We start from the raw sequence: 25,003 nt of genomic DNA, 5'->3' as shown, positions 1-25,003 counted from the left end.
TTACTTTTTTGTTTTACTTTTCACATTTAAAACAGCTGAAAATTCAACAATAAAGAGCATCGATTACCGATGCTCTTTTAGTATGCAAATTACATCATGAACGACTTTAACAATTTGGGAGCTTTACACTTATTGTGATAGTTTTTAAATAAAAAAGAGACCATTGCACTACTGCGAAATGATCTGCTCTTTTATTTAAAATTCCTTCTGTAGTGAATCCGTAATATATACAAGGATTTCCTATATGCTATTTTTCTTAAGCATCCAATTGTTGAACTTGAAATAGGTTATAGTAATGCGCTTGTTTTTTCATTAGTTCCTCATGTGTTCCGATTTCGGTAATTTCCCCATTATCAATATGAACAATCCGATCGGCATGGGTAATGGTTGATAAGCGGTGTGCTACAATGATCGTGGTCCGTTTTTTCGCTAATATATCAAGCGCTTCTTGGATGTAATGTTCACTCTCTAAATCCAAGGCGGATGTTGCTTCATCCAGAACAAGGATAGGCGGGTTTTTCAAAAATACCCTCGCAATGGCAACCCGTTGCTTTTGCCCCCCGGATAATTTCACGCCCCGCTCACCCACTTTAGTTTCGTAACCGTCTTTTAAAGACGTAATGAAGTCATGAGCATTTGCTGCTTTTGCTGCTGCAAATACTTCTTCATCACTTGCCTCAGGCCGTCCCATTAGGATATTTGCCTTAACTGATTCACTAAATAAGATATTATCCTGAAGCACCATTCCGATTTTATCTCTTAGGCTGCGGACTTGATATTTCCGGATATCCGTTCCATCTAGTAATACGCTTCCCTCTGTTACATCATAGAAACGTGAAATTAAACTAACGATTGAGGATTTCCCTCCGCCACTCATTCCAACAAGTGCAATGGTTTCACCCGGTTTCACATCCAGGTTGATATGTTTTAAAACAGGTGCCTCTTTCTCATCATAAGCAAATGACACATCCTGAAACGTAATTCGGCCTTCTACCTGCTTCAGCTCTTTTGAACCCGGTTCATCATCTATATCATATTTCTCATCCACAAATTCAAAAACCCGGTCCATAGACGCCAATGTTTGTGTCATTGTCGTCGAAGAGTTAACTAATCGTCTGAGAGGATTATAAAGCCTGTCTATGAAACCGACGAAGGCTACCATAGTACCTAGCGTCAACTGCTCATTGATGACTTGATAACCCGCAAAGCCAATCACTAGTAAGGGTGCAATATCTGTAATTGTATTGACGACAGCAAATGACTTAGCATTCCAACTCGTATGTTTCAGTGCCTTATCCAGGAAATTTTTATTCTGCTTCGCAAACAGTTCCTGCTCACGATCTTCAATCGCAAAGCTTTTAATAACCGACATGCCTGAAACACGTTCATGAAGATGACTCTGCACATCCGCCAACGCTTGAGACCTAACCCTTGTATAGGTTCTGAGCTTTCCAAAAAAGTGTTTGATTGAAAAAGCATAAAATGGCAACATAATGATGGATACAATGGTTAGCTTTACGTCCATCGTGAACATAACCACTATCACAATAATAATTGTAGCGATATCTAGCCAGAGATTCATCAAACCGGTGATAACAAAGTTCTTAGTTTGTTCCACATCCGTGATCATCCTTGAGATGACCTCGCCCACTCTTGTGTTGGAATAATATTTAAAGCTTAGTTTTTGTACATGGGTAAATAAATCATTACGGATATCATATAAGATTTTTGTTCCTGTCCATTGAGCAAAATACTGCCGGTAATACTCGATGGGCGGTCTTACCGCTACAAAGATAAAAAGCATGATTCCCATAGCCCATAAAAGGCGTTCGGATTTCATATCAGTAGACAGATCACTATTGATGATGTCATCCACAATATATTTACTAAGCAAGGGAATCAACAGTGGAATCGCGAATTTTAACAGCCCAATCAATACCGTCCCGATAATCTGCCATTTATACGGCTTAACAAATTGTAAATATCTCTTAATGCTCTCCACGGGATTCCTCCATTTCTCCAAATAATTTTGAAGAAGATTTAAGATAGTAATGCTCTAGTATTAGTTTATACTGTATAATATCGAGTAAAAGATTCCAGAAGATACACTTTCAGTTTTATTTTCCTTTTAGAAAATTAAGCTATCATTAGTCTTTCACATATTCACGTTCTCTTCCAAATATTTTATGAATAGTTCCAAAATATTCTTTTCAACAACATATTATTCAGAGGCTTTCTATAAACGGGAATCATTTCAGCATCTCGTAAGTTTAACTTTAAAACCGCAACAGTTAAAGGAATAGGGCTTACTTCTAGAAAAATAAGATGAATAACATGTATAATCTGTCGCATTGATTTGTTAGAGTACTGGGGAATACACAATAGAAAAAAAGCCTGCTAGATAAGCAGCAGGCCTTTTTACTATTATCGATAAGTTAAAAAGCGTTCATACCAACTATCAATAAATTCTGCGGAGAATGGTCCTTTTCGCTGGCGTATCATATAAATTAAATAATCTACGTTCTGTTTTAATATTTGATCGATAGCATCAGGATAATTCATCTCTTTCCGATGCCTTTCATATTCATCCTCATCCAGCAAATTAAACGTCATATCTGGGAATACTTTGATGTCCAGGTCATAATCAATGTATTTCAATGCTCCTGGGTCGCATGTGAACGGAGAACTGATGTTGCAATAGTAATAAACCCCGTCCTCTCTCAACATACCAATAACATTAAACCAATACTTTGAATGAAAATAGCAAATCGCCGGCTCTCTTGTAATCCATGTCCTTCCATCTGATTCCGTCACCATAGTACGGTCATTTGCCGCTATCACCAGATTTTGGGTTCCTTTTAAAACGGTTGTCTCTTCCCAGATACGATGGATATGTCCATTATGTTTATAGCTATGAATTTGGATTTTTCCTCCTTCGGCAGGAACAATCCCCATTTATCTCTCCCTACTTTCTATAGACACCCTTTCAGCGTACTGTGCCCTATTCCGTTTGCAGTTGTTGTGTGTATTTAATATATATACTTTTTTCCATTTACCCTATATTCCTATATTATAGCGATTTATTCATAAATTTAAAACAAAAGTGGCTAATCCCCCAGTAAAAATGTGAAAAAAAGCCAAAAAAATCTGACCTTCCACTCATTTCTACTTAGAAATTAGCCAATTATTTATTGTACTGCAGCCTGTCCTTGCTGAAAATAACGAATGACCTCTTCTGTTTGCCTCTCGAACATATCATGGATACATTTCAATTCTTGCTTCTTAAGTTGAATCTCTTCCTGAATGGTAACTGCTTCACTCTCCTCTTGCAGATCAAGGAGTTGCTTCTCTATATCTTGGCATCTTTCGATTTCAGATTGTAAAAGTAAAAGCTTTTCCATCGTTTTCAACTGATTGTTTATAAGCTGATTAAATTGCTCCATGATTGCACCATCCTAATCTGTATTTTTTCTATAGTATGTATATTCTATTTTTATCTGATATCTCCTTTGACATAAAATGTAAACGTAAAGAAACATTTGTCGAATACAAAAGAAGGGAAAAAAATAAAAAGACACCCTTCAAAAGAAGGATGCCTTTTCGTATCAGCAATTAGCCTTGGCTTTTATTGCTTTGAGATTTTTGGTTTTGTTTTTTCACTTCTTGAACATTTGTCTCACTTGCAAACTCAGTTCCGTATTGACCTTGACCTTGACCTTGGCCTTTATTTTGCTGAGATTGCATGTTTTGTTGTTTCACTTGTTGAACGTTTGTTTCACTTGCAAACTCAGTACCGTATTGGCCTTGACCTTGACCTTGCTGAGATTGCGCATTTTGTTGTCTCACTTGTTGGGCGTTAGTACCTGCTTTTGATTTATTGTTGTTAGCCATTAATATCACCTCCACAAATAATAAGATAACCAATATTATGGAGTGTTATCCGGCTAAAAACATTTAAATTTTACCAGTTATATTAAACAAGCAAAGAGATGCCTCCATCAACAATTAAGGTTTGTCCGCGAATCATACTTGCTCCATCGGAAATTAAGAATAGGATGGTGCTCACCATATCTTCTATCTCAACCATCCGTCCAGCCGGAGTCTGTTCAGCTGCTTCAGCAAGCATTTCATCCCGATTCGGGAAAGATTTTAGCGCATCCGTATCAATCACACCGCCTGAAACGGCATTGACACAAATATTCATTGAAGCCAGTTCAACAGCTAAATATCTTGTCAGTGCTTCAAGCGCCGCTTTCGATACTCCGACAGCTGTGTAATTTTTCAAATAGCGGATGGAACCAAGTGAACTGATACTTACAATTTTACCTCCACCATTTCTTTCCATCAATTTCGCCGCTTCCTGGGCACAGAAAAGGAGGGCTTTTGTATTGATATCCATTGTCCAGTTCCAATGGGTTTCTTCAAGCTCCATTAACGGGCGCTGCACACCTGATGCAGCATTATTGATGAAGATATCCAAACGTCCATAATACGCATCGATTTCCTCAAACATGCTTTTCACTTTCGCAACGTCACCGACATTCGCTTTTACTACAAGGGCTTTACGACCCAATGCTTCAATTTCAGCAGCTACCTCTAATGCTTTTGACTTGCTCCGGGCATAATTAATAACGAGGTCGTATCCTTCCTCTGCAAGTCTTAATGCTGTGCTTCTTCCTAGACCTTTACTGCTTCCTGTAACGAGCGCTACTTTTTGTTCCATTTGTTTATTCATCCTTTCTGAGTAAACACCCATCACTTTAAAAAAGGAGTGTTACTTTTTATGTATGTTGGACGTGATATGACAGAGTTGTCGATGATGAAAAAATCGGATTGGGAAAATAGTGAACTTGCCTATTTTCATCACTCCCTTCAACAAATGGTACCTTATTTAAACCAAGAAGGACAGAGTATCCATACCGAAATCGTCAAAGAAATTGAAAATAGAGGCGGAATTAACAGACAAGAAGCCAATTACACCCATGGAACAGAAACAAGCTACGATTAATTTAACTTTATACAATTGAAAATTGAGCGAAAAAGAAGAGGGTATCTTAGCGGATATCCTCTTTTTGAGTATAAACTATTGAGAGGAACCATTGCTGGCTTTTCATATTTATTGAGCTATCTCTCCGTAAAGATTTTTTTATAGGAAAATATAATAATTCCGCAAATCAGAGCTACACCTACAAGTGATAACAAGTAAACAGAAGGGGAAATAACTTTACCAAAGACTACTTCATTTTGAAGTGTCTCCGCTTGACCCCATGCGTTTTCAATTCCTGGTTTATATTGGCTTGTTTTTATAGATCCGACTATCATCGTACTAACAAAATAAAACACATGAAGAATTATTGAACCAATAAATGCTTGAAAAACTACCTTCATTTATATGCCCCCTCCATATCCTTATATTACCATAAAAACAATGTACTATCTTATCCGGAACGCACTGCTTGTTCTATTTAAATTGGTTGTATGGAGGGTATAAAAAAAACGATAACTTAATTGATACCCTCTTTATCGTTATAAGCCTTCATCATTTTTTGGTGTGAAACCGGAAACGCGAACTCCTCCATCTCCGTTTTACTCACCCACTTCAGCTGATTCTCTAATAACGTCGCTTCACTAATTTTTTCTTTGACCGTTCCAGTATACGTATCCACTTTCCAGACAAGGTGTGAAAAAACATGTTCAATTTTCACAAGCGGATCTGTAATCTCCGGTTTTACACCGTACATTTCTTGAAATCGACTTTCAAAGAATTCCCGTTTATGCTGAAGGGATGTATGGTTTTCGAAGTTTGGATATTCCCAAAGGTTTGCTAGCAATCCTTCAGATGCTCGCTTGTGAATTAAAAATTCACCTTTTTCATTCGTTAATAGCACAGCCACAATTGGTACATCACGCGTTTTTTTCTTTTGGATTTTCACCGGCAGTTCTGACTGAACCCCTGCCTCAAAGGCAAGACAGTGACTTTGAACTGGGCACAGCAGACAGGCAGGCTTACCAGGTGTGCATATTAAAGCCCCCAGTTCCATTAAGGCCTGATTGAAAGCAGATGTATGGTTGTGATCAATCAGCTTACGAACAGCAGCTTCAAATGTCTTTCGCGTCTTTGGCTTTGCAATATCTTCATAAATCATTAATATCCTTGATAGTACACGCATGACGTTCCCATCCACAGCAGGCTCCGGCTTGCCATAGGCTATGCTCAGAATCGCTCCAGCTGTATAAGGACCAACACCTTTTAACTTAGAAATTTCCTCGGGACTGTCTGGTACAACACCATTATATGACGCCTTTACCTCTTGAACAGCACTATGCAGGTTCCTGACCCGCGAATAGTAACCGAGTCCTTCCCATGCTTTTAATATTTTTTCTTCATCGGCATTGGCAAAATCCTCAAGTGTCGGAAACCAGTCTATAAACCGGTTAAAATAAGGAATGACCGTATCCACTCGCGTTTGCTGAAGCATAATTTCTGAAACCCAAACACGGTACGGATCCTTGCTTTCCCTCCATGGCAATTCTCTTTGTTCTTCGAGAAACCAGGAAACTAAATCTTTTTGAAACGCCTCGATATTTATTTTTTCTATTGTTGGGATATTTATTTCTTTCATTTCAGTTCCTCCAAAGATGTTACACTTTTATTAAAAATGGGAATACATAATAGTAGGCATTCTTTTTTTTTTATCATGTTCATATTTATTTTATTGTAATAGGTCACAAAAATAAGTCAAAAATATATTCATTTGATGGATAATATATAAATACGGTATGATTAAGGAAGATCTTTTTTTCAAATTGTGGCAGGGAGGTTAGACTTTTGGATACAGGTACTCACTTTGTCATGGGAATTGCTCTTGGAGGACTTGCCACATTAGATCCTGTTATTGCGCAAAGTCCAGTTACTGCAAGTGCAGTCATTGCAGGTACGATATTAGGATCACAAGCTCCTGACATTGACACCGTTTTAAAATTACGAAATAACGCTGTATATATACGAAATCACCGTGGAATTACACATTCGATTCCCGCTGTATTACTTTGGCCCTTGATTATCAGCGGTGCACTTTTCGCCTTCATACCTGAAGCAAATTACCTTCATCTTTGGCTTTGGACCTTTTTAGCCGTATTTCTTCATGTTTTTGTCGATATCTTTAATGCCTATGGAACACAGGCGCTAAGGCCTATTTCTTCCAATTGGGTAGCTCTAGGGGTCATCAATACATTTGACCCGTTCATTTTTGGAATCCATGTTGCCGGCTTGATATTGTGGGGGTATGGATTTCCTCCCGGCTATTTATTTCTCTCTATTTACGGGATGCTCGTGATCTATTATATCTCTAGGTTCAGGGAACAGGCTTTCATTAAAAGAGCTGTTAAGCAGCAAATTCCGGGAGCAAGAAAAATTATTTTATCACCAACCATGCGTTTTCATCGCTGGAAAATAGCCGTGATTACCGAAAAGCATTATTATGTAGCGAGAGCTGATAATGGTTATGTGACGATTCTTGATACATTTGATCGAATTCCATTGCCTGAAAGCAAAATTCTCGAAGCCGCCAAGCTTGATATCAATTTGGCTGCCTTTCTGTCTTTTTCCCCTGTTTACCGCTTTGAAATTGAACAAATTAAGGACTATTACGAAGTCCGTTTTATTGATTTAAGATACCGAAGCAATGGGTATTACCCCTTTGTAGCAGTCGTCCATTTAGACAGCGACCTAAATATCTTGAATTCGTATACCGGTTGGATCTTTAGTGAAGCGAAACTGCAGAAGAAATTGAATATTATTTTGTAGGTCTAGGCAGATTTAAAAAAGGCTGATTCCAGGGGAAACCCGCTGGAATCAGCTTTTTTAATGCAGTCGATTCTGTTGATTTAATAAATGCTTATATTTAGGATTTTTCGCAATGAATTCGTGGAATTGTTCACCGTAATTATCAATCCAGGTCTGGACAACACGTGACGTCATTTCTTCGCCAGCATACTCATGCCCAGCTTTTGCATAGGTCGCTTCGAAATCTTCCCATAATAATTCCACCCAAGTTAAAGCTTGCTCATACGTGATGTGATCATTTTTCTCAAGCAGGATCTTGGTTAATCTTTCATGGTAATCATTCATTAGAACCACCTCATTGCCAATATTTTTACAGACTGAACTATACTGTTCTTTACCCATACTAGTAGTAAGCGGAAACGCTGTTTTCTTAATTCTGATGTTTGGAGGAGAAAAACTTGCGAAATAAACAAAAAGGATTCCCCAACCAAAACAATAATAAATTTCAAGGTGAGCCTCGTGCAAAAGCGAGATATGCTTCAAAGCGTGCGGATGGCAGCATTAACACACACCCTCAAGAACGTATGAAAGCATCAAACGAGCGATCGAATTAGAAACAATATTCAGAAGGAATCGGGTCCTCCCGGTTCCTTCAATCTTATTATCTCAACATCGAAATCGGCAGTGCTTCTTCCTTCCCGCTTCCACCCAAACGGTATCCCCAGGCGAATACACCATTCATATAATCAATTTTGAAATAGACTCCCGGATCGCCTTCAATTTGATAAATTTCACCTTTTTTAAAATCATCCGGATTTAACAGATAGGCTTTGGCCATAGTTACTTTGCGTTCCAACACAGAGAATTCGTTAACCATCCCTAATTGCTCAGCTTTTCTCGCTTTTTCGGTTAACGCTGCAATTTCCTGTTGTAGTTCATAGGCCGACAACTTGCTGTATCTTACGTCGCTCATATATATGGCTCCTTAAATTAAATATTAATTTACTTCTATATTAAACAAAATTTTGCGATTTGGCTATCGATGTACTTATTCCATATCTGAATTGGAAAGATATCGGTCAATTAATTCTATTGGAAAACCTTTTCGGTATAATGCCTGCTTCATCTTTTGTTCATATTCGAAGCCTTCATAGTTTTTATAGCGGCGCTGCGTCTTTTCTGCATGATGACATAGCGAATCCCATTGTTCATCTTCATCCTTTTCTACCGTCACATCCTCAAGTGCCTCGAGAATGACATCTCTTGGAAAACCTTTTCGTGTCAATGTCTGTTCAAGCTTCTGCCTTAAAGCTCGTTCCGAGATATTTTTTTCTTTTTTCACCGATTTTCCCGCAAGCTTTTTCGCATGCTCAATTTGAATATCATAGGGGTATTCCTTCAAAGCCTCCACAACTAGCTTTTCTTGTATTCCTTTTTCCTTCAGTTCCATCTTAAGGGTAGTAGGCCCTTTATTGCCTCCGTTTACATGGGTCCGCACGTAAGCCTTGGAAAATTCAAGATCATCTAAATAGTTAAAGCTGTATAGCTTATGTATCGCTTCCTTTATAATCGGTTCTTCTATTTCCTTCTTTCTTAAATAAAGGCGAATTTCCGATTCTGAACGCATGCGGTATGATAAATAATTAAGAGCATCCGTAAATGCCTTTTGAATTTCATCATGGAATTGTATTTCAGCAAGAAGCAGATCATCAAGTGCAGTACCCTTTTTCAAGTGAAATTTCAATAAAACTTCTTCGTCCACACTAAACGCATATTTTTCATCAACAAATATGTTATAACGATCTTTACGTTTTTTTTGGGTTGTTATTTTTGTTATGTTTGGCATAAAATCCACCCCCATCCCTACTTTACCCCTTTACGAGTACCTTTTCTATATATAGCATGTCTAAAAATGAAAAAAGAACAAGGGCATGTTAAAGTGAATAAAAGACAGGAAAAAGGAAGTGGTTTTCATGAAAATAGCCATTGCTGGTGGAAGCGGTTTTGTCGGCACAGCCCTTATCGATGAATTATTAAAAGAAAATCATGATTTATATATATTGACACGTCATCCTGACAAATATAAAAGACGGGAAAATCTCCAATATATCGGCTGGCTGACCCCAGACTCAAGCCCTGAACAAAATTTAGAAGGCCTTGATGTGTTCGTTAACCTTGCCGGTGAGTCTTTAAACAGTGGGCGTTGGACCCCGGAACGAAAACGCCGGATTGTCGAAAGCAGAGTTGAAGCTTCCAAAGAAATGAACCGGATTCTTTCTAAGCTTCCCGATAAAGTTTCTGTCATTATCAATGCAAGTGCAGTGGGTTTTTATGGTATCTCTGATCATGAGACCTTTACCGAAACCTCTGATTCCATCGGTGATGATTTCTTGGCCCGTACAGTTAAGCTATGGGAAAAAGAAGCAACCAAATCCCGCTCATACAGTAAGCGAGTTGTCCTTACAAGGTTTGGTGTGATTCTAGGGGAAAAAGAAGGTGCACTGCCAATGATGGTTCTTCCTTATAAACTTTTCGGCGGAGGAAAAATGGGCAAAGGAAGTCAGTGGCTTTCCTGGATTCATATTCACGACGTCGCCCGTGCAATTGTTTTTTGTATGAACAATCAACACATTCAAGGTCCAGTCAATTTCACAGCACCTAACCCGGTTCAAATGGATAAATTCGGAAAAGAAATTGGTACTATCATGCACCGGCCTCATTGGTTACCTGTTCCTCCCTTCATGCTAAAAACCATGCTCGGTGAAATGAGCATACTTGTGCTAGAAGGCCAAAAAGTCCTTCCTAATAAACTTGCAGAGGAAGAATTCACGTTCACTTTTCCAACCCTTAATACGGCTTTACACAATATCTTAAAAGAAAATTCTCATGTATGAATGAAACTTTTTAGGAAAAAATAGGGATATCAAGTGAAATGGAGATGATCTAATTGCCCAAAAAACAGGAAAAAGAAAAAAGTACCTTAACGAGCACGCAAGCAATTCTTTATTCTCGAGAATTTAAAAATGCAGACCGAGCAGGTGGATTTAACGAGAAGAAATCTCGCCGTTAAGTTTGGAGTATTTTCCCGTACATTTTGATCTACCATTCAGCATAAAATAAGCTAGCGATGATTAAGGAAATCATCGCTAGCTTATTTATTTCTTTACTCTAAGGGGGCGCTGATATGGGACGCAATAATAATCGAGACAATAACGTTCAAAAACTTCCACAAGTTCCTAAAAACCTAAAAAGTGACGGACTTGATGTCGAATATTCTTCAGAACTGGCTGACCAACAAGATATTGAAGCACAAGCGCGATCCAATGCGGCTAATCGCCGTGCCCATAACCGCAAATTATAACTTTTACACCTTAGGGGGCTGTTAGTCAGCCCCTTAAATTAGCTTACTGACACCGTCTTATCCACACCCCTGTGTATATTGTGGATATTTTCTGAAAATACTGACAAATAATAGGTGTTTGCCTCGCGGTATCAACATGTAAATAATGTAATTTCTGGATAACTATGTGGATAGTGTGGATAACCCTAAGATCTCATTGATTCAACTGCATTTCATTTGTGGATAACTTTTCTTTTTCTTACATAAAAAAGCATTATCCTAAAATGATTTGACTGGATTATTTATTTTCATTTTACTAACTCAACTAAAAAAGCCATTCTGCTTAAAACAAAGGAGGTTTCCCCACCTTTTGGTATTCAGCCACAGTTTCTTCCAACTGTTTACGGAGCATGAATTTTTGAATTTTCCCACTTGCGTTTCGAGGTAACTCTTTACAGAAGATATATCTTCTTGGACGTTTATAGTTAGCAAGTGTATCGCTGTTCTTACACCAGTCTTCTAGATCATTTTCCGTCAACAACGGATCTTTAGCCACTACAAAGGCCGTTACCGTTTCTCCCCATTTATCATCAGGCTGACCAATTACTGCACAGTCGAGTACTCCTTGATGCTCATAAAGTGTGTCTTCCACTTCACGTGGATACACATTTTCGCCACCAGAGATAATCATGTCATCCACACGATCCTTGACCCACAAATATCCATCTTCATCAAGGAAACCTATATCCCCGGAATGGTACCAGCCTCTGTAAAGTGCTCTCTCTGTCTCTCCATCTCTTTGAAAGTACCCTTTCATGATGCAAGGGCCTTTTACAAGAATTTCCCCGATTTCTCCGGGTTCGAGTGCATCATCGGGATCCGATGGGCCTTCGTCATTTGGACGGGCAATGACGATTTCATGATCGCGGCACGCTTGGCCGGCAGAGCCAGCTTTACTTATTTGATCATCCTCTAATAGTAGAGTGATGGCCGGACCCATTTCCGTCATTCCATATGCTTGGATAAATTGAATGCCCAGTTTTTCCTGACAAGCAAGTACAAGCGTAGGCGCCATTGGAGCGGCTCCATATAGTCCCAGCTTCAAACTTTGAAATTTATAATCATTCAGATTTTCCTGAATAAGCATATTCCACATCGTTGGGGCCGCAAACAGTTTGGTAATCCCTTCGGATTCAAACAGTTCTAGTACCTTTTTAGGATTGAACTGATGAAGAACTACATTCGTTGCACCAACCTGCACGCGCGGTAAAAATGAACAGTGCAATTCCGCACAATGAAACATTGGCGCGGTAATCAAACCGATATCACTGCTTTCATACTTCATCGCCTCTGATAAAATCATAGCCTGCTCGACTATATCTTTATGAAGGTGAATTACTCCTTTTGGCCGTCCTGTCGTCCCGCTTGTATACATAATGGCATAGACATCATTCTCGTGAATGTCTACATCAACAGGCTTAGAAGATGTACTGACCATTTTTTGGCGGTATCCTTCGGCAAAGCGAGGCACATTCTCATCAATATACCAGAATGCTATTTCAGGGAAGCGTTTTTCAACAGCTGCCACAGTCGATTCCAATTCACCTTCAAATAAAACGACCTTTGGCGCCGCATCACTTAAGATGAATGCAAGCTCTTCTGCCATTAAGCGAAAGTTGATTGGATTAAAGACCGCACCGATTTTTGCACAGGCAAAGAATGCGGTGGCAAGTTCTTCATTATTATAAAGATAGGTAGAGACCCGGTCCCCTTTTTGGACACCTTCTGCTTGGAGAGCCGCCGCCAACCTATTCACCTGCTCATTCCATTGAATGTAGGTATAGCGGATATTTCTTCTCACGTCGTAGATAGCTTCTTTAATGGGGAATTTTTGAACCGTCTGATCAAAGATATTTTTAATCGTTACTGACATATCATTTCCTCCTCAAGTAAACCCACTATCAGCAGGATGATTTCACGTCATGCTCCTGATGGTCGGCTTTATCACTTTTTCAGCCTTTACTTTCGTGTGAATTTCTAATGTTATTCACGAGAAAATACCGTCTCAATCTATTCTTTCAATAATGGTAGCATTCGCCATTCCGTGACCTTCACACATTGTTTGTAATCCATATCGGCCGCCTCTTCTTTCTAATTCATGGATCATCGAAACCATTAAACGGGCACCACTGCCGCCAAGAGGGTGTCCTAAGGCAATCGCTCCTCCATTTGGATTTAGCTTCTTAGGGTCGGCCCCTGTTTCTTTTAACCAGGCAAGCGGTACAGGAGCAAAGGCTTCATTAACTTCAAAGACATCGATATCATCAATGGAAAGACCTGCTTTTTCCAATGCTTTTTGAGTGGCAGGAATTGGACCTGTCAACATTAAGGTAGGATCTGATCCGACAACAACCCGTGTATGTACTTTAAAGCGTGGTTTCAATCCAAGCTCTTCTGCTTTACTACGCTCCATTAATAGTAAAGCTGCAGCACCGTCACTTATTTGGCTTGAGTTCCCGGCATGTATTAATCCTTCTTCTTTAAAAACTGCCTTCAACCCTGAAAGGACTTCTACCGTAGTTCCCCCCCTTGGTCCTTCGTCTTCGGTAACTTCAATATGATTTCCTAATTTATCTGTACCTGTAACTGTGATTATTTCACGGTCGAAATAGCCTTCCTTTTGAGCACGTATTGCCCTCTCATGGCTTTCAACAGAAAACTGATCACATTCCTCACGGGTGATTCCCCACTTTTCTGCGATTCTTTCAGCCGATATACCTTGGTTGATTACCTCGTAGCTGTCTAAATACTTTTGACTTGTTTCAGCTCCTTGATAATTTGAACCCATTGGGACACGAGACATGTTTTCTACTCCTCCTGCTACGACCACATCCATATCTCCTGACAAAATGGCTTGGGAAGCGAAATGGACAGCCTGCTGACTCGATCCGCATTGTCGGTCAATTGTCGTACCTGGCACTTCAATCGGATAGCCGGCAATCAGAGCAGCAATCCGAGCAATATCTCCGGCTTGCTCCCCAGCCTGCGAAACACAGCCTAAAATGACATCATCGATGATGGCATGATCAATGCCTGCTATTTCAACCAGCCTCTTTAATACTTCACCTGCTAAATCATCTGGGCGAACATCCTTTAGGACACCGTTTCTTCTGCCAACCGGAGTACGAATTCCCTCAACAATTACCACTTCCCGCATGTAATCTCTCCCCTTCTCATTTTGTTTTTTAAAGTCCAAGGCTCTTTGCTATGATTTTCTTCATGATTTCATTTGTACCCGCATAGATGCTTGCTACCGGCACATCACGGTACCTTCTAGCAATCTTGTATTCTTCCATATAACCATAGCCCCCATGAAGCTGCATGCATTCATTGGATATTTTCCGGGCAGTCTCTGTCAAACGCCATTTAGCCATCGATACTTCTGTGACCACCTGTTCACCCGCCATATGATTAGCAATCAATTGATCCAGGAAAACTCGGCCCATTTTAATTTCAGTGGCCATTTCTGCGATTTTAAATTGAGTGTTCTGGAACTGACTCACTGATTTCCCGAACGCTTCCCTGCTTTTGACGTACTCAATCGTATCCGCTAGCATATCCTCGGATGCGGTTTGGGCACAAATTGCTACGACAAGACGTTCCTGCTGCAATTTCTCCATTAAATACTTAAACCCTTTGCCTTCTTCACCTAGCAAGTTTTCCTTTGGTACACGACAATCTTCAAAGATAAGTTCTGCTGTATCCTGACAATGCAAACCAAGCTTCTTCAGTTTTCGTCCCCTGGTGAATCCCGGAGTATCTCTTTCGACCACGACTAAACTGACGCCTTTATGCTTCGGAACAGCATTTGGATCTGTTTTACAAGCCACGATGACCAGGTCCGAATGAATCCCATTTGTGATGAATGTTTTTTGGCCGTTTAGTATGTAATGATCTCCATCCAAAATCGCAGTCGTTTTAATATTGGCCAAATCCGAACCTGTTCCCGGCTCTGTCATGGCGATGGCTGTAATGATTTCCCCTGTCGTGCATTTAGGGAGCCAGCGCTGTTTCTGCTCCTCAATTCCGTATGCGGAAATATACGGAACCGTAATATCGCTATGGAGCCCGAAGCCTATGAAACCTGAACCCACTCTTTCTAGTTCTTCATTAATTATGACCGCAAAGCCCCAATCTACTTCAGAACCCCCATACTCTTCTCCAAGATCCGGACATAAAAAGCCTTGCTCCCCCATTTTCCCCCAAAACGAACGAGGAATAATACGGTCTTCTTCCCATTGTTCATAATAGGGAACCGCTTCTTTCTCTAAAAACTTGCGTAATGATTTACGGAAAATCTCGTGATCTTCACTTAAGTATGGATGTTCCATCTGCATTATCTCCTCTATCATTAGCTTTTTCGTATCAACCTTTTCCTTTTTATAAAAAATACACTTTAGTTTTCTAATCAATTATTTAAAATTCCCCGGAAGGGTTTGAACCTATCTTATCTAGGTGACATTCGAATGGCCCCGTCCAACCGAATCGTTTCTCCATTCAGCATAGGATTCGTAATAATGCTTTCCGTAAGTTTAGCGTACTCTTCCGGATATCCGAGCCTTGATGGAAATGGCACGGTTTTCCCTAATGACGCCCTCGCTTCTTCAGGTAATGAATCAAACATCGGTGTATGAAATAACCCCGGTGCAATCGATACGACACGTATCCCTTTGGAAGCAAGCTCCCTTGCAATCGGAAGAGTCATACCGACAATCCCACTCTTTGAGGCACTATATGCCGCTTGTCCGATTTGTCCTTCAAATGCAGCTACCGACGCTGTGTTGATAATGACACCACGCTCCCCCTCTTCGTTTGCTTGGTTATTGACCATTTTTTCAGCCGCAAGACGAATTACATTAAATGTACCGACCAAGTTAACCGTCACTACTTTTGAGAACGCTTTCAATTCATGCGTACCTTTTCTTCCAATGACCTTTTCAGCAATCGCAATGCCAGCACAATTGACAATTGTGTTAATTGATCCAAATTTTTCAATTCCCTGATCCAACGCTTCTAGTACACTTTCTTCACTTGTCACATCTGTTTTAATAAATATGACTGAATCTCCTAATTCCTCGACCATTTTGACGCCATTTTCTTCTGAGAGGTCAAAGATAACGGCTTTTCCACCTTTTTTAATGATGTTTCTTACAGTGGCCGCTCCCAGACCTGAAGCCCCACCTGTCACTACTGCAATAGTTTCTTGAATATCCAAATCTTCACCTCATTTGTTTTCGTCTAGAATATATATTCATCTTTACCTATCGTCAAAACTCATTTCAATAATACTTTGAAGTATTTTTATTCTGATGGTTTTGCTGCTTGGAATGCCTGACTCACTGTTTACTTTTTAAGCTATGAAGTGTTTCGGTAAAACCTTTAATCACCTGTTCAAAATCCTGCTTCAATTCATCAAGCTCTTTAATACGTTCATTTATTTCATTTAATTTCTGTCCAGCTGTATCAATTGTTTTCTCCAATTGCTTAATACCCGTCCTGTCCTTATCAAATAGCAGAACAATATCCTTTATTTCAACTAAAGAAAAGCCATACTTCTTGCCACGCATAATGATTTTAAGTTGAGCATGTTCTTTCTTTCCATATACTCTTTTTCCGGTTTCGGTCCGCTTTGGCCTTAGCATACCTAGTTCCTCATAATATCGTAGTGTTCTTGTTGTCAAATCAAATTCTTTTGCTAACTCAGAAATGGTGTACATGTTAAAACCACACTTTGCAAAGGGATTATTTACCTTATCTTAACATTGACGTTAACGTAAACTTCAATAAATATTCACAAAATTTTAAATATATAAAACTGAATGAAAGTTATAAACTGATATACTATGGGTATATTCTTTTTAAATGAAGGGACGGATTAATTATGCTCTGCTCAAGAATATTAGTTGCTTATGATGAATCTGAATTGGCACGTAAATCTTTAGAAAAAGCGATTGAATTAGCGAAGCTGGATCCTGCTATTGAAATTCAGGTACTTCACGCTGTTACACTTCCAATCCATCCAAATATATATGGCAATGCTTTTCAAGAAATTGAAGAAGTCATGCTTAAGTATGGCAACGAAGTTATCGAAAAAGCGGATGCACTGTTATCCGAAATTCCTAATGCATCTCAGTCTTTTGTCGTAGAAGGTTCAGCTATCACTACTTTGTTGGAACATGCGAAATCTCAAAATTGCGACCTTATCATAATGGGCAGCAGAGGCTTAAGTGGATTCAAGGAATTCCTAGGAAGCGTCAGCCACTATATCGTCCAGAATTCTCCGGTACCTGTCTTATTAGTTAAATAAACAATTTGCGACAACCCTATGACTAACCAATTAGAAGAAGCTGGGCTCTTATTTGGAGCCCAGCTTTTTTATACGCTCACGAAACAAAGAGGAAATCTTACCAACAAAGCTTTTCATGTTTTACAAACCCTTCTGTTAACAGGTAAAATGAAAGAAATTTAAAAGAGGATAAGCAGGTGAAGTGATGGATATTAAGCATTTACAATACTTTATAGAGGTTACCAATTTCAACAGCTTTACTCGGGCAGCGGATCATTTATTCATTACTCAGCCGACCATCAGTAAGATGATCAAAAACTTGGAGACTGAGCTCGGTGTTGAACTTTTTGATCGTTCCCGTAAACAACTGATTCTGACTGATGCCGGAAGGGTTGTATTAGAGCAGGCAAAATTAATTGATAAAGCATTTCATAATTTAGAAACAGAAATGGACAATTTATTAGGCTTGAAAAAGGGACATATACGAATCGGATTACCGCCGATTATTGACGCCTCCTTCTTCCCCCGAATTCTTAGCCGTTTTCATGAGGATTATCCTAATATTACCTTTCAATTAGTAGAGGATGGCTCAAAGAAAATTGAAGAATCTGTTCAAAATGACTTACTCGACATTGGCGTAATAGTCCTGCCAACTAACACCGTACTTTTTCATCATTTTGCCTTTTTAGAAGAAGACATTAACTTGATTGTGCCCCCCTCCCACCCACTTGCTTGTCGGGAAGAGATTGATTTGGCCGACCTTGAAGACGAGTCTTTTATCTTATTTAATAAAGATTATGTCTTGCGTGATCTCATAATTTCGTCCTGTAAAGAAGCTGGTTATTCTCCACACATTGTCACAGAAAGCTCACGTTGGGATTTTATAGAGGAAATGGTTTACTGTAATCTTGGAATCGCTCTTTTACCGGAAAGTTTATGCCGCCATGATAAACGCATCAAGTCCATTAAGGTCAAAAACCCTTCCATTAGTTGGAACTTAGGATTCATTTGGAGTAAGGATCAATACCTTTCATATGCGGCAAAAGAATGGCTAAAATATACAAGAGAAGCGTTAACTCATAAAGATTAACTACCTCGATAGTAAAGCATTAGACATGTAAGCACTATCATAGATTTAAGTTATGCTCATGATAACATCTAACCATTTTACAATACTTAACCGCGGAGTTAGACTTGGTATGAGTAAAAAGCACTGTAATTACTGATGGAATCTATATTTTCAGAAAGGAGATATTTATGATCACTTTATCTAGTGTCGATGAGTTACAAGCAACCGAAGAAGCTTTGGAGAAAATTAAATATTCATACCCCGAATTATTTAATAAACTACTCCATGTCGTTGCCTTAACACGAGCTTTTCAATTTAAATATCAATTTATGGGCACACTAATCATGGATGAAAACCATAACGAATACACCCCTGAATTCGTTATGCCCTCCGTTATCCACTTATATATAGAGGAAGTTCAAAAGTTAAAGGATGATCCTAATATCCAGGTTTTACAACAAACCTTCTCCCAAAATGAAAATATTGGATATGCTAAAATCAGTATGCTAGTGCTCGGTAAAAGCCCTGAATCACTTTTAGGCTCATCATACATTAAATAACACCCCCTGATATGTTCCCAAAAAAAACCTCCGATTTACGGAAGGTTTTTTTTCTTATTCTAATATTAGAGCACTTTGCTCAAAAAGGCTTTAGTTCTTTCCTGCTGCGGATTATCAAAGATCTCACTTGGAATATTTTCTTCGATAATAAAGCCCTCGTCCATGAAAATCACACGATCACCAACTTCTTTAGCAAACCCCATCTCATGGGTCACTACCACCATTGTCATACCTTCTTTAGCCAATTGCTTCATAACCTCAAGCACTTCACCGACCATTTCCGGGTCTAGAGCAGAAGTCGGTTCATCAAACAACATGATTTTGGGTTCCATTGCCAATGCCCTTGCGATTGCCACACGTTGCTTTTGTCCACCCGATAATGAATCCGGATAGGCGTTCGCTTTCTCAGCAAGTCCTACTTTCTTAAGTAGTTCCATGCCTCTTTGAGATGCCTGTTCTTTGGAAACTTTACGAACCTTTAGCGGCGCAAGCATAATGTTATCAATAACTGTTTTATGCGGAAATAAGTTAAAATGCTGAAATACCATGCCAACCTCAGTGCGTACTTTATTGATATTGACCTTCTTATCTGTCGTATCAAGCCCCTCTATGAAAATATGTCCTCCCGTTATCGTTTCAAGTTGATTAATACACCTGAGAAAAGTAGATTTACCAGACCCTGAAGGCCCAATCACCACAACTACCTCCTGTGGGGCAACGATTGCATTGATATTCTTTAATACCTCGTTATCTCCAAATGACTTTTTTAAATTCTCGACCTTAATCATTCTGTTTTCAACCTGCTTTCGAGTCTATTTAATACGAAACTTAAAATAAGGGTCAGGAATAGATAGATAAAGGCACAAGCCAAATACGGCTCCCAAACTTTAAAGTACTGCCCCCCCATCGCTTTTCCCCAATACATTAATTCGGGGGCTGCAATGACACAAAGGAGGGAGGAATCTTTTAATAATACGATGAATTCATTTCCTAACGGAGGGATCATACGTTTGAATGCTTGAGGTAAGACAACATGAATCATTGTTTGAGTATGGGTCATTCCCAAAGAACGAGCCCCTTCCATTTGTCCTTTATCAATGGATTGAATTCCTGCACGGAATATTTCCGCAATATAAGCCGCTGCATTTAAAGACAAAGCAATGACTCCCGCTGTGATTGCGTTCGTCTTCCCAGTAAAAAGGGGCACAATACCAAAATGGATTAAAAAAATCTGAACTAATAGCGGAGTTCCACGAAAAACCGTGACATAACAGTAAAATGGAAATGCGAGCACCTTGTTTCTCATTATTTTCCCTAAACCTATCAGTAACCCTAAAAAAGTTCCGATGAGAATAGAGGAAACCGATAGCCCAATTGTGAGTATCGTTCCCTTTAATAAGAAAGGAGCATATTCAAAAATAATGTCCCAGCGAAAATTCATTCTGTTCCCCCCCTAAAGACCAAAAAAACTGCGTAACTTCACACGTAAAGTTACGCAATTTTTTATTATTAATTTGTTTTATTGCTGTGCTTTTAACGTTTCAACATCTGGTTCTGTGCCGAACCATTCTTTATAGATTTCTGCGTACTTTCCATTCTCATAAATAGCATTGACGGCTTTATCAAAATCAGCTTTCAACTCGCTACCTTTTGGGAACATAAGACCATAAAATTCCTGATCAAAACTGCTGCTATCTTCAACAACTTTCAGCTTTTGGTCAGGGTTATTTTTCACATATTCTTCAACAACGGTATTGTCCGCTACTACCGCTTCAGCTCCGCCTTGTAATAATTCCTGAATGGCCAGGTTATTATTTTCGAATTTTTTGATGTCTTTATGATTTTTCCCAAGAAGTGACTCGACTGCTTCCTGTCCAGTTGTAGCTGTTTGAACAGCAATAACCTTTCCTTTCAATTCTTTCCCTGATTTTATATCACTTTTCTCAGGAACTAAGATTTTGTTTGTGGATAAGAAATAAGGCACCGAAAAATCATACGATTGTTTTCTCTCATCATTTACTGTAATTGCAGATATCCCTACATCCGCTCTTTTAGACTCGATTTCCACAAAAATCGGATCCCAGCCAACATGCTCAACTTTCACTTTATAACCGGCTTCTTTTGCAACAGCATTGATAAAATCAACATCGAATCCAACAACTTTATCGCCTTCTAGATATTCAAATGGAGCATATGCTGCATCCGTCACGATCCTAAGTGTTTTCCCATTTGCTTCTTCTTTTTCGCTAGTTGTCGTTACTTCCTTTTCTTTCCCGCATCCAGTCATAATCAGTAACAAAGAAACTACCATGGCAAACATTAAAAACGAAACTTTTTTCAAAATAATCCCCTCTTCTCTCTTGTAAACTCTCTTTTAAAGAACGCAAACAAATCAAATTAGAAAGAATATTCAGTATTTTCACTTAAAAATATTATACGTTTATTTGTTTTTTTATGCAATAAAAAGTCCGTAAATAACTTTAGTAAAATAAAATTTTATCCAATTAACTCAAAAAACCAAGAAGTTAAATAGGCTTTAATTATAAAGACGGCAGACATTTCCTCATTTATTAAGTAATTATTGAAATTATATTGAAAACAGATATTAGAACTATTAGCCAGATTTTAAATAGGAAACAAAAATAAGCAGCAACCTCATTAGCTTGGTCGCTGCTTACTTAAATTTTATTTAGGGCACTTCTTTAATCCCCTCTTCAATATCTAACATATCTAATAGGAAGATAAAGATCGGAATCCCAATGATCAAACCCCATATCCCAAGAAAATGCTCGGAAAACAGAAGAATGATGAAGGTGAAGAACGTTGGCAGATTTGTTTTTGCCGACATGAATTTTGGATTTAAAATATAGCTTTCAAGTGCATGTATAATCCCAATCATAACAAATACAGCAATAACCTTTGGCATACCGCCGATACTGTAGGCAATCATGCTAAGTGGAATTAGGGAGATAATAACTCCTGCAACTGGAATCAACCCTAGGAAGAAAATCATAATTCCAAGACCGATCAACTGTGGAAACCCAAGAATCCATAAGAAAGTTACTGAAAGGACTGCATTCGTAATGGCAATTAAGAACTGGACCTCAATTACCTTTCCAAATGAATTGATAAATTTTACTCCAAAGTGACCAAGGTTTATAAAGAAGGATTTGAATTTACCTCGCTTAAATTTAGAAGTAAAGCGAATAATTTTATCTCTTTCCAATAAGAAAAACAGACTAAGCAGTATGGAAAGGAAAATCTGTAATGCCAGTTTACCGAAATCAGATACATAAAGATAGAGCGTATTCATCTGTTTTTGAAGATCGAGCGGCGATTCAGTCTCGTTCATTAAACTAATGGCGTATTGAATGACCCGACTATCGGGTGGATGTTGAAAGAAAAAAACAATCTGTGTTACTAATTCTGTAAATTGCAACGTAATGACCGGCAAATATTTATAAAGAACGATGGCTAAACAAGAAATGACGACTATATATAAAAAGCTTATGACAACTTTAGAGTTAATACGCATCACTTTATTTAGTCGAATCATGATAAATTGTTCCAGCCTTCCCATTAGGAAAGTGAAAACAAATGTGAATAATACAATATTAACCATACTTCCAATGCTTATTAGAAACAGGACTAACACTATTAATGTAATTAACCTTGAAAAACCTTCACTTTGTAAATACTCTTTTACCACTTACCTATCTCCTAACTACCATTCTGCCGTGATAATTCCTTCTACATGTATTTTACACGGAATTGAGGGATTCTACTACAATTACCTTCCATTGAAGACAAAATTATTTGAATGATCAGTAAGTCTTATTAGGAGGTTAGATTATTATTCTAGACTCACTTTTTTAGAACATCCACTGACTTCAACGACGATTTAGATCTATATTTTTAAAAAACATCTGCCAATAAGGCAGATGCTAATCTTCATCTTTCACATCGATATCTTCTGGGATGGGTTCACTATAATAGTCCGCTAATTGCTTCTTATATTTTTCCATCTGTTCCAGATGCGTATTAAACTGCTCTTTAAAAATTAAATACTGCTCACCATCATAGACGGTGCGAATTTTATTTTGAACAATCATGCTTTCTATATAAGATTCCGGCATTGATAAATATTCCGCAGTCTCTTTTACTGTCAAGTACATGCCTTCACCCCTTTTCCTCTTAACTATACTAGATAAGAGTCTTCATTTGAAGTGCCTAATCCATACAAATACATGGGCCTTCTCAATTTGAGAGGCCATTAACTTATTACAAAGTGACTTTTACCGTTTTTGCATTTCCAGTTTTATCGATTGCACCGACAGATAGCTTAGAGTTTTCTTTTGTTTTTAACGCCACTTTATCCGTTTCTTTTTTATATCCTCGGTCGCTTTTTAAAGTACTTTGTACCCTGCTTTAACCCTCATTTTTACCTTTGCCTCGATTTTACCTAAAACGAATTGGCAAGAACTCGTTTTTACGAAGGTTGGGGTTTCTATGGCGGTTAGATCTTTTACGGTTGCTGTTATTGGAGTAATTTGATATTTTTTATCTCCATCCAACCATGTGGTCCAATCCGATACTTTTGTTCCAGTCTTTTGTTTATCGATTTATTAACCCTTACTTGAATTTGGGTCAGTTTCCCTGCTTCACGCAAGTATGTAAAGGGGTGAAAGGACGATGTCTAAACCTCAGTCTCAGAAAAATTCAACCTATGAATAAATGGCTATCTCAAAAACAAATCACAGTAATAACTTACAAACCCTTCCAATAACATGTAAGATAATACTAAGTGATAGATCTATAGATTAAGAGGAGTTGACCAAATGACCTTATTTTATGTAATACTTGCGGCAATTTTCGCTGTCCTTCTAGTCATTGTTGTGAAACGGCGAAGTGAGCCAGCTAGAATAGAGCGGTATCAAAATGAATTTGGTAAATTATATACGGACACTTTGGACGTGGAAGTAACCGAAATTGTACCAGAAGCATTAATCGTACAGCTTAACAAAGCACTGGATTACGATTATATGGAAAAGGTCAATACAGAATTCCGGCTGAAGTATCCCCGAAACTCACAGGAAAGGGTTAATGAGCTGTGGCGCGAATTTAAACGCTACTTGATTATGGCTGCTGTGTTTGGCAAAGTTGAAATGTTTAATGGGGTCATCGATGAGCTATGGCATATCATGCTGAATTACAAACAGGAATATGATGATTTTTGCCAGACATTCATTGGCCAACCCATTCAGCATAATCCCCACTCACAGCCTGTTTTTAAACCTGAAGAACGCACGCTGTTTGATTTTTACTATGTACAACTGTTTACGGTTGATTCAAGTTCGATTCAAAAATGGGGGAAATTTTTCAAGTATGATAAAGGAAAAGGATTGCTCCATGAATTCGAAACGCTGGAGTTGGAACAGTTAAAGGAGAAATATATGCGCACTCCTACAAGTATAGAAGCGGAACAGACCTTTGAATGTTTCACCTCCCTTTTTAAAGAGAATCGTCCGAAAATAGTATTGGATTGGCGAGAAAGATACGATCAAACAGACTATGCTGCTCCTGCCTACTTCATCTATGCCAGTTCCGATAATCATGATACAGACTTTAATGATATTTTCGGGGTGAAAGCAGCCACTACCTCCTCTGACTCAATCAATGTTAATCATGGTGGAGATCATAGCAGCACCTATGACGGTGGTTCGAGTTCTAGTTCTGGTTCTGATTCTTCTTCTAGCTGTTCTTCGTGCAGCTCGTGCTCGTCATGAAATTTTTGTTATATAGTTCCGATATGTAGAGAAAAATTAAGCACTTGGACAGATATCCAAGTGTTTTTACAAGTTGAATTAGCAGTATATAAGGCCTCAATCGAAGGCACTTTTTA

Annotated in this window: 32 protein-coding genes; 11 read left to right on the top strand and 21 right to left on the bottom strand. The window is 38.6% G+C overall.

Features of this window, described 5'->3' with window-relative positions:
• Positions 1–256 precede the first annotated feature (256 nt).
• The 5 genes from RE409_RS03565 to fabL all read right to left on the bottom strand — a co-directional run bounded on the left by RE409_RS03565 (position 257) and on the right by fabL (position 4,723).
• Positions 257–2,002 carry an ABC transporter ATP-binding protein gene (locus RE409_RS03565; RefSeq protein ID WP_201222128.1) on the bottom strand — a complete coding sequence of 582 codons (1,746 nt, stop codon included), beginning with the start codon at positions 2,000–2,002 and terminating at the stop codon, positions 257–259.
• A gap of 422 nt (positions 2,003–2,424) precedes the next feature.
• Complete coding sequence (locus tag RE409_RS03560) at positions 2,425–2,955, bottom strand: nucleoside tri-diphosphate phosphatase (protein ID WP_201182812.1); 531 nt, start codon at positions 2,953–2,955, stop codon at positions 2,425–2,427.
• 233 nt (positions 2,956–3,188) lie between these two features.
• On the bottom strand, positions 3,189–3,443 hold the full coding sequence (locus tag RE409_RS03555; RefSeq protein WP_053344485.1) for a YgaB family protein: 255 nt from the start codon (positions 3,441–3,443) through the stop codon (positions 3,189–3,191).
• Positions 3,444–3,612: 169 nt separating this feature from the next.
• Complete coding sequence (locus RE409_RS03550; protein WP_201182816.1) at positions 3,613–3,891, bottom strand: gamma-type small acid-soluble spore protein; 279 nt, start codon at positions 3,889–3,891, stop codon at positions 3,613–3,615.
• Between the two features lie 82 nt (positions 3,892–3,973).
• Positions 3,974–4,723, bottom strand: coding sequence for an enoyl-[acyl-carrier-protein] reductase FabL (fabL, locus tag RE409_RS03545; RefSeq protein ID WP_309558550.1), 750 nt, complete (start codon positions 4,721–4,723; stop codon positions 3,974–3,976).
• A gap of 60 nt (positions 4,724–4,783) precedes the next feature.
• Between fabL and RE409_RS03540 the strand changes: the two genes are divergently transcribed.
• The gene (locus RE409_RS03540) at positions 4,784–5,008 is read left to right on the top strand and encodes a hypothetical protein (protein ID WP_053344482.1); all 225 of its coding nucleotides are present in this window, start codon (positions 4,784–4,786) and stop codon (positions 5,006–5,008) included.
• Between the two features lie 116 nt (positions 5,009–5,124).
• Here RE409_RS03540 and RE409_RS03535 read toward each other — a convergent pair whose 3' ends face one another.
• Positions 5,125–5,388: a hypothetical protein gene (locus tag RE409_RS03535; RefSeq protein ID WP_201182820.1), complete on the bottom strand. Its 264-nt coding sequence runs from the start codon at positions 5,386–5,388 to the stop codon at positions 5,125–5,127.
• 116 nt (positions 5,389–5,504) lie between these two features.
• A complete protein-coding gene (gene mutY / locus RE409_RS03530; RefSeq protein ID WP_201222130.1) occupies positions 5,505–6,623 on the bottom strand; it encodes an A/G-specific adenine glycosylase in 1,119 nt (372 codons plus the stop codon).
• Positions 6,624–6,829: 206 nt separating this feature from the next.
• Here mutY and RE409_RS03525 point away from each other — a divergent pair, with 206 nt between their 5' ends.
• Entirely contained in the window at positions 6,830–7,807 is a 978-nt protein-coding gene (locus tag RE409_RS03525; RefSeq protein WP_309558549.1) for a metal-dependent hydrolase, read from the top strand.
• A 57-nt stretch (positions 7,808–7,864) separates the two neighbouring features.
• Here the strand turns inward: RE409_RS03525 and RE409_RS03520 are convergent, their stop codons facing one another.
• Entirely contained in the window at positions 7,865–8,131 is a 267-nt protein-coding gene (locus tag RE409_RS03520; protein ID WP_053344478.1) for a YfhJ family protein, read from the bottom strand.
• 113 nt (positions 8,132–8,244) lie between these two features.
• Here RE409_RS03520 and RE409_RS03515 point away from each other — a divergent pair, with 113 nt between their 5' ends.
• On the top strand, positions 8,245–8,400 hold the full coding sequence (locus RE409_RS03515) for a small, acid-soluble spore protein K (RefSeq protein ID WP_034305387.1): 156 nt from the start codon (positions 8,245–8,247) through the stop codon (positions 8,398–8,400).
• Between the two features lie 47 nt (positions 8,401–8,447).
• Here RE409_RS03515 and RE409_RS03510 read toward each other — a convergent pair whose 3' ends face one another.
• Both RE409_RS03510 and recX read right to left on the bottom strand, forming a co-directional pair.
• Entirely contained in the window at positions 8,448–8,759 is a 312-nt protein-coding gene (locus tag RE409_RS03510; protein ID WP_053344476.1) for a YfhH family protein, read from the bottom strand.
• A 75-nt stretch (positions 8,760–8,834) separates the two neighbouring features.
• Positions 8,835–9,632: a recombination regulator RecX gene (gene recX, locus RE409_RS03505; protein WP_201222133.1), complete on the bottom strand. Its 798-nt coding sequence runs from the start codon at positions 9,630–9,632 to the stop codon at positions 8,835–8,837.
• 127 nt (positions 9,633–9,759) lie between these two features.
• On the opposite strand from recX, the gene RE409_RS03500 reads away from it, so the two are divergent.
• From RE409_RS03500 to RE409_RS03490, 3 genes are all read left to right on the top strand, one after another.
• On the top strand, positions 9,760–10,680 hold the full coding sequence (locus tag RE409_RS03500) for a TIGR01777 family oxidoreductase (RefSeq protein ID WP_057217250.1): 921 nt from the start codon (positions 9,760–9,762) through the stop codon (positions 10,678–10,680).
• A 53-nt stretch (positions 10,681–10,733) separates the two neighbouring features.
• Entirely contained in the window at positions 10,734–10,856 is a 123-nt protein-coding gene (locus RE409_RS03495; RefSeq protein ID WP_082527457.1) for a YfhE family protein, read from the top strand.
• A 114-nt stretch (positions 10,857–10,970) separates the two neighbouring features.
• On the top strand, positions 10,971–11,147 hold the full coding sequence (locus RE409_RS03490; protein WP_201182828.1) for a YfhD family protein: 177 nt from the start codon (positions 10,971–10,973) through the stop codon (positions 11,145–11,147).
• 322 nt (positions 11,148–11,469) lie between these two features.
• Here RE409_RS03490 and RE409_RS03485 read toward each other — a convergent pair whose 3' ends face one another.
• The 5 genes from RE409_RS03485 to RE409_RS03465 all read right to left on the bottom strand — a co-directional run bounded on the left by RE409_RS03485 (position 11,470) and on the right by RE409_RS03465 (position 16,903).
• Positions 11,470–13,059: a fatty acid--CoA ligase gene (locus tag RE409_RS03485; RefSeq protein WP_309558547.1), complete on the bottom strand. Its 1,590-nt coding sequence runs from the start codon at positions 13,057–13,059 to the stop codon at positions 11,470–11,472.
• A gap of 132 nt (positions 13,060–13,191) precedes the next feature.
• Positions 13,192–14,343: a thiolase family protein gene (locus tag RE409_RS03480; protein WP_201182832.1), complete on the bottom strand. Its 1,152-nt coding sequence runs from the start codon at positions 14,341–14,343 to the stop codon at positions 13,192–13,194.
• Positions 14,344–14,371: 28 nt separating this feature from the next.
• Positions 14,372–15,517, bottom strand: a complete 1,146-nt coding sequence (locus RE409_RS03475; RefSeq protein ID WP_309558546.1) for an acyl-CoA dehydrogenase family protein — start codon at positions 15,515–15,517, stop codon at positions 14,372–14,374.
• 116 nt (positions 15,518–15,633) lie between these two features.
• A complete protein-coding gene (locus RE409_RS03470) occupies positions 15,634–16,401 on the bottom strand; it encodes a 3-hydroxyacyl-CoA dehydrogenase (protein ID WP_201182834.1) in 768 nt (255 codons plus the stop codon).
• Between the two features lie 121 nt (positions 16,402–16,522).
• Positions 16,523–16,903, bottom strand: coding sequence for a MerR family transcriptional regulator (locus RE409_RS03465; RefSeq protein ID WP_053344470.1), 381 nt, complete (start codon positions 16,901–16,903; stop codon positions 16,523–16,525).
• Between the two features lie 164 nt (positions 16,904–17,067).
• Between RE409_RS03465 and RE409_RS03460 the strand changes: the two genes are divergently transcribed.
• From RE409_RS03460 to RE409_RS03445, 4 genes are all read left to right on the top strand, one after another.
• Entirely contained in the window at positions 17,068–17,493 is a 426-nt protein-coding gene (locus RE409_RS03460) for a universal stress protein (protein WP_309558545.1), read from the top strand.
• An 18-nt stretch (positions 17,494–17,511) separates the two neighbouring features.
• A complete protein-coding gene (locus RE409_RS03455) occupies positions 17,512–17,655 on the top strand; it encodes a hypothetical protein (protein WP_309558544.1) in 144 nt (47 codons plus the stop codon).
• A 22-nt stretch (positions 17,656–17,677) separates the two neighbouring features.
• Positions 17,678–18,562: a cidABC operon transcriptional activator CidR gene (gene cidR / locus RE409_RS03450; RefSeq protein WP_201182836.1), complete on the top strand. Its 885-nt coding sequence runs from the start codon at positions 17,678–17,680 to the stop codon at positions 18,560–18,562.
• 167 nt (positions 18,563–18,729) lie between these two features.
• Positions 18,730–19,101 carry a hypothetical protein gene (locus tag RE409_RS03445; RefSeq protein ID WP_201182838.1) on the top strand — a complete coding sequence of 124 codons (372 nt, stop codon included), beginning with the start codon at positions 18,730–18,732 and terminating at the stop codon, positions 19,099–19,101.
• A gap of 65 nt (positions 19,102–19,166) precedes the next feature.
• On the opposite strand, the gene RE409_RS03440 is transcribed toward RE409_RS03445, so the two are convergent.
• From RE409_RS03440 to RE409_RS03415, 6 genes are all read right to left on the bottom strand, one after another.
• The gene (locus tag RE409_RS03440; RefSeq protein ID WP_056522225.1) at positions 19,167–19,889 is read right to left on the bottom strand and encodes an amino acid ABC transporter ATP-binding protein; all 723 of its coding nucleotides are present in this window, start codon (positions 19,887–19,889) and stop codon (positions 19,167–19,169) included.
• On the bottom strand, positions 19,886–20,542 hold the full coding sequence (locus RE409_RS03435; protein WP_201182840.1) for an amino acid ABC transporter permease: 657 nt from the start codon (positions 20,540–20,542) through the stop codon (positions 19,886–19,888). Before RE409_RS03435 ends, RE409_RS03440 begins: the two co-directional genes overlap by 4 nt.
• Positions 20,543–20,620: 78 nt before the next feature.
• Complete coding sequence (locus RE409_RS03430; RefSeq protein ID WP_053344464.1) at positions 20,621–21,442, bottom strand: basic amino acid ABC transporter substrate-binding protein; 822 nt, start codon at positions 21,440–21,442, stop codon at positions 20,621–20,623.
• Positions 21,443–21,790: 348 nt separating this feature from the next.
• On the bottom strand, positions 21,791–22,810 hold the full coding sequence (locus RE409_RS03425) for an AI-2E family transporter (RefSeq protein ID WP_309558543.1): 1,020 nt from the start codon (positions 22,808–22,810) through the stop codon (positions 21,791–21,793).
• A gap of 235 nt (positions 22,811–23,045) precedes the next feature.
• A complete protein-coding gene (locus tag RE409_RS03420; protein WP_098174491.1) occupies positions 23,046–23,276 on the bottom strand; it encodes an excisionase family DNA-binding protein in 231 nt (76 codons plus the stop codon).
• Positions 23,277–23,507: 231 nt separating this feature from the next.
• Positions 23,508–23,675, bottom strand: a complete 168-nt coding sequence (locus tag RE409_RS03415) for a hypothetical protein (RefSeq protein ID WP_309558541.1) — start codon at positions 23,673–23,675, stop codon at positions 23,508–23,510.
• 264 nt (positions 23,676–23,939) lie between these two features.
• Between RE409_RS03415 and RE409_RS03410 the strand changes: the two genes are divergently transcribed.
• Positions 23,940–24,887 carry a glycine-rich domain-containing protein gene (locus tag RE409_RS03410; protein WP_309558539.1) on the top strand — a complete coding sequence of 316 codons (948 nt, stop codon included), beginning with the start codon at positions 23,940–23,942 and terminating at the stop codon, positions 24,885–24,887.
• Positions 24,888–25,003 lie beyond the last annotated feature (116 nt).

The sequence above is a fragment of the Peribacillus sp. R9-11 genome, from assembly GCF_031345095.1.
GTDB lineage: Bacteria > Bacillota > Bacilli > Bacillales > DSM-1321 > Peribacillus > Peribacillus butanolivorans.
Note: the sequence above shows the minus strand (reverse complement) of the source record. Positions and strands in the feature narration are given on the sequence as shown.

Coding starts and splice junctions, on each gene's coding strand:
- RE409_RS03455 (WP_309558544.1), top strand. CDS start 17,512: ATGACTAACCAATTAGAAGAAGCTGGGCTCTTATTTGGAGCCCAGCTT.
- RE409_RS03555 (WP_053344485.1), bottom strand. CDS start 3,443: ATGGAGCAATTTAATCAGCTTATAAACAATCAGTTGAAAACGATGGAA.
- RE409_RS03445 (WP_201182838.1), top strand. CDS start 18,730: ATGATCACTTTATCTAGTGTCGATGAGTTACAAGCAACCGAAGAAGCT.
- RE409_RS03560 (WP_201182812.1), bottom strand. CDS start 2,955: ATGGGGATTGTTCCTGCCGAAGGAGGAAAAATCCAAATTCATAGCTAT.
- RE409_RS03490 (WP_201182828.1), top strand. CDS start 10,971: ATGGGACGCAATAATAATCGAGACAATAACGTTCAAAAACTTCCACAA.
- RE409_RS03550 (WP_201182816.1), bottom strand. CDS start 3,891: ATGGCTAACAACAATAAATCAAAAGCAGGTACTAACGCCCAACAAGTG.
- RE409_RS03475 (WP_309558546.1), bottom strand. CDS start 15,517: ATGGAACATCCATACTTAAGTGAAGATCACGAGATTTTCCGTAAATCA.
- recX (WP_201222133.1), bottom strand. CDS start 9,632: ATGCCAAACATAACAAAAATAACAACCCAAAAAAAACGTAAAGATCGT.
- RE409_RS03520 (WP_053344478.1), bottom strand. CDS start 8,131: ATGAATGATTACCATGAAAGATTAACCAAGATCCTGCTTGAGAAAAAT.
- RE409_RS03500 (WP_057217250.1), top strand. CDS start 9,760: ATGAAAATAGCCATTGCTGGTGGAAGCGGTTTTGTCGGCACAGCCCTT.
- mutY (WP_201222130.1), bottom strand. CDS start 6,623: ATGAAAGAAATAAATATCCCAACAATAGAAAAAATAAATATCGAGGCG.
- fabL (WP_309558550.1), bottom strand. CDS start 4,723: ATGGAACAAAAAGTAGCGCTCGTTACAGGAAGCAGTAAAGGTCTAGGA.
- RE409_RS03535 (WP_201182820.1), bottom strand. CDS start 5,388: ATGAAGGTAGTTTTTCAAGCATTTATTGGTTCAATAATTCTTCATGTG.
- cidR (WP_201182836.1), top strand. CDS start 17,678: ATGGATATTAAGCATTTACAATACTTTATAGAGGTTACCAATTTCAAC.
- RE409_RS03540 (WP_053344482.1), top strand. CDS start 4,784: ATGTATGTTGGACGTGATATGACAGAGTTGTCGATGATGAAAAAATCG.
- RE409_RS03480 (WP_201182832.1), bottom strand. CDS start 14,343: ATGCGGGAAGTGGTAATTGTTGAGGGAATTCGTACTCCGGTTGGCAGA.
- RE409_RS03440 (WP_056522225.1), bottom strand. CDS start 19,889: ATGATTAAGGTCGAGAATTTAAAAAAGTCATTTGGAGATAACGAGGTA.
- RE409_RS03510 (WP_053344476.1), bottom strand. CDS start 8,759: ATGAGCGACGTAAGATACAGCAAGTTGTCGGCCTATGAACTACAACAG.
- RE409_RS03435 (WP_201182840.1), bottom strand. CDS start 20,542: ATGAATTTTCGCTGGGACATTATTTTTGAATATGCTCCTTTCTTATTA.
- RE409_RS03410 (WP_309558539.1), top strand. CDS start 23,940: ATGACCTTATTTTATGTAATACTTGCGGCAATTTTCGCTGTCCTTCTA.
- RE409_RS03460 (WP_309558545.1), top strand. CDS start 17,068: ATGCTCTGCTCAAGAATATTAGTTGCTTATGATGAATCTGAATTGGCA.
- RE409_RS03420 (WP_098174491.1), bottom strand. CDS start 23,276: ATGTACTTGACAGTAAAAGAGACTGCGGAATATTTATCAATGCCGGAA.
- RE409_RS03485 (WP_309558547.1), bottom strand. CDS start 13,059: ATGTCAGTAACGATTAAAAATATCTTTGATCAGACGGTTCAAAAATTC.
- RE409_RS03465 (WP_053344470.1), bottom strand. CDS start 16,903: ATGTACACCATTTCTGAGTTAGCAAAAGAATTTGATTTGACAACAAGA.